The 1,607-nt window shown below is 67.7% G+C and carries 1 protein-coding gene and 1 pseudogene; one reads left to right on the top strand and one right to left on the bottom strand.

The features are described from left to right. Positions 1-920 (bottom strand): site-specific integrase (locus QJR12_RS17625; RefSeq protein ID WP_300584784.1); only part of this gene is annotated, 920 nt, incomplete at its 3' end. 320 nt (positions 921-1,240) lie between these two features. Between QJR12_RS17625 and QJR12_RS17620 the strand changes: the two are divergent. After that, positions 1,241-1,402, top strand: a pseudogene (locus QJR12_RS17620) (IS701 family transposase); the annotation flags it as partial. Between the last annotated feature and the right edge of the window lie 205 nt (positions 1,403-1,607).

Genomic DNA, 1,607 nt, shown 5'->3' with positions numbered 1-1,607 from the left:
TGGAAGTCCAGGCCCCGATCCAGGCCGAGTGCGTCGCGGTAGGCGGCGAACCGGGTGTTGATCTGGGTGAACCCGACCCGCGGCCCGCGCTCGGACGGCCAGCACGCACCCCGCCCGGCGGTGAGGAACAGCGGGCGGACTTCCTCGATCCACTGCTGCAGGATCTCCGCTGACCAGGCCCAGACGGTCAGCACGCTGCGGCGCTTGGGCGGAGAGCCCTTCTTCGCCTTGCCGTGCCGGACATAGACCACGCCGTACTCGCCGTACTCCGGCCCCTCGGGGTTGCGACCGAAATCCACCACGTCCAGCATCCGGGCCTCGTTGCGGCGCAGCCCGAACGCGTAGGCGGTCTTGAACAGCACCGCGTCCCGGAACGCCGGCAACCAACCCTTCCGCCCACGACCCCGTACTCGCATCACCTGCTCGTCGGCGTGGTCGAAGAACGCCTGCAGCTCCTCCCGGGTGAACGCCCGCTTGCCGGCGTCGGCCTCGGCCTGTTGGACGTGCACCGCGGCATTCCACTCGTGGACCACCTGCACCGGGTGCGTGCCGAACCGCTGCTCGCACTCGGTCGCCCACCCGTAGGCCGGATCGATCAGGTAGGCACAGAACGAGCGCACCGCCTCGGAGTAGTTGCGCAGCGTCGAGCGTTTCAGCTGGCGCACCGCCCGCAGATCCCCGAGCCACTCATCCACCAGCTGCGGCGTCCACTGCCAGGGGAACGCGTCCGCGTGCTTCGCGAACGCCTTCACCGCCCGCTCCCGACCCTCCACCGTGGAGAAGGCCAGGTTCCGCGCCAACTGCTGGTTGCGCCAGCCGTCCAGCATCGCGGCGAACACCTGCTCCTCCGGGCGCAGCAGCGACACCCCGCCCACCAGATGCAGGCCCGCCGACCCCGGCGTCAGCCCGTCCCACCCCATCCGCCGTGACCCTCCGTCACTTACATCAGACGAAGGGATCTTTCATCAAAGGAAATCGCTCTGGCAAACCCCCAAGCCAAAGGCCGCATCGCCCACCGAGACCGATCGCCAAGCCGCACCCATCGCGGCCCGAGCCGCAACGCTGGCCTGCCCCTCCGCCAGCGGCAACGCCTGTCCTCACGTCAATGTGCAACCCGACCGGTGTTCTTCATCAGATGCAATAGCGATCACAAAGAGGATCGGTACAGGATCCTCCGCTAAGCGACGCGGAATCGTCACGGGTCGGCCCGCATCGGCTGTTCTCGTGACGGCTCCGCATCATCGAACACGACTACCGCGAACTCAAACAAGGACTCGGCCTGGACCACTTCGAGGGCCGCACCTGGACCGGCTGGAACCGCCACGTCACCCTCGTCACCGCGGCCCACGTCTTCCTCACCACACTGCGTCTGACCAGCCCAAAAGAAGCTGGGGCGGCCTGACCCTCTACAAGATCATCCGCGAACTCCAGCGACTGCTCGCCACCTGGACAGGCGTCTGCCCCACCTGCCGACAACACACCCATCCGCTACGGACCTAACAAAGCACTACTAGCCCAGCGCTCTCACCAGGGCTGCGACAGCGGCGGCCACGGCGATGACGACCAGGAACGGCGCCCGCAGCAGCAGTGCCACAACGCCGGCGGCC

The organism is Mycobacterium sp. (assembly GCF_029961025.1).
Classification (GTDB): domain Bacteria; phylum Actinomycetota; class Actinomycetes; order Mycobacteriales; family Mycobacteriaceae; genus Mycobacterium.
This window is presented reverse-complemented; position numbering and strand designations above follow the sequence as displayed.